This is a genomic window from Vibrio sp. 378 (assembly GCF_033339435.1).
In genome coordinates, this window is record NZ_JAWOUO010000098.1 from 1 (window position 1) to 1,242 (window position 1,242).

Annotated in this window: 1 protein-coding gene; it reads right to left on the reverse strand. The window is 43.6% G+C overall.

Translation table 11 applies throughout. The features are described from left to right. Nucleotides 1-583 precede the first annotated feature (583 nt). Nucleotides 584-808, reverse strand: coding sequence for a helix-turn-helix domain-containing protein (locus R7Q48_RS24345; protein WP_110178184.1), 225 nt, complete (start codon nt 806-808; stop codon nt 584-586). Nucleotides 809-1,242 lie beyond the last annotated feature (434 nt).

Below are 1,242 nucleotides of genomic sequence, written 5' to 3' on the forward strand. Positions count from 1 at the left end.
GTTCAGTTGGTTAGAATACCGGCCTGTCACGCCGGGGGTCGCGGGTTCGAGTCCCGTCCACTCCGCCACTTATTTGAAAGCCCTGCTAGAAATAGCAGGGCTTTTGTCGTTTTAGGGGCTGTCTTTTCCCTTCCAAGAAAGACCATTCTCGATGATCTGCAGTTCCACGACTTCGCCATTTATACCAATCTGGAAAATTAACTGGTCAGGTCTATCCATCTTCTCGAGCACATATTGGTGACTCTTTGGGAGCAACAAAGCCGATTCCATGCATCGCAGACTTTGGAGATGATGTCGTCGTAATACGTAAAAGATTGGTTGCCTCAACCAACGCCATACTTGTTCGATAAGGTTTAGCTCTGGAGAATAGGGTGAAAGTTTGATGACACTGACATTTTAAAGTCATTGGCAATTTCTTCTGTATGCCATTCTGCACCATCCATTACAACGACAGCGTGACGTCCCTCCTCCGTGACTGCCAAGTGCTCTATCATGATGTCTTTATGAACCCAAGGGACAACGATAGCCTCACCAATTCCTTTTCTGGGACAAACTGAACCGAACGATAAGCATACTCAAATTGTTATTGCTTCACGGCTCTTGGGCGAGTTGCTTTTCTGCCCATAAGCGTGTTGTCGTGTTTTGAACGAGAAGTTATCCATGAAAAGCCCATGTAGTCGAGCAGGTAATAGATAGAATTAGAGTGGTAGTACTGACCAAATTCTTTCACGATATAAGCCTGGATGTCGGCACAAGTCAGTCGTCCGCCCTGTGTATCATTGGCTTTATCTTTTATATATTGGCTCAATTGTTCTCTTTGCTCGGAAGTTAAGAGTGGTGGTCTTCCTCTTCTTGGCTTTTCTTTGCCGTCCTTTCGTCCCTTCTTAAAGAAAGGTCTGAACCCACTTATTGACACTGGTTCGGCTTACCTTGAGAAACTTGACGATTTGTGTGCGTGAGTCCCGTCATTTGAAATGAGCAAGGGCTAGCAGTTTCATTTTCATCTGAATGGATTTTTGCTGACTTGCGAGCTTTTTAAAGTCGATATTAAGGATGGAATGATGGTGGTTTAGGTCGATAAATAGCGAACACATATAGAGCACTTTTTACTAATAGTTATAAGGTTTTTAGATAAGCGAGTTTTTAGCGATGTTATTGTGGGGACTGCGTAGGACGGAGGTTTCTTAGTAAAGAGGCTATCGTGGTAAGAAATGAGTTATTTATTTTTAGGAAACCCTTTGT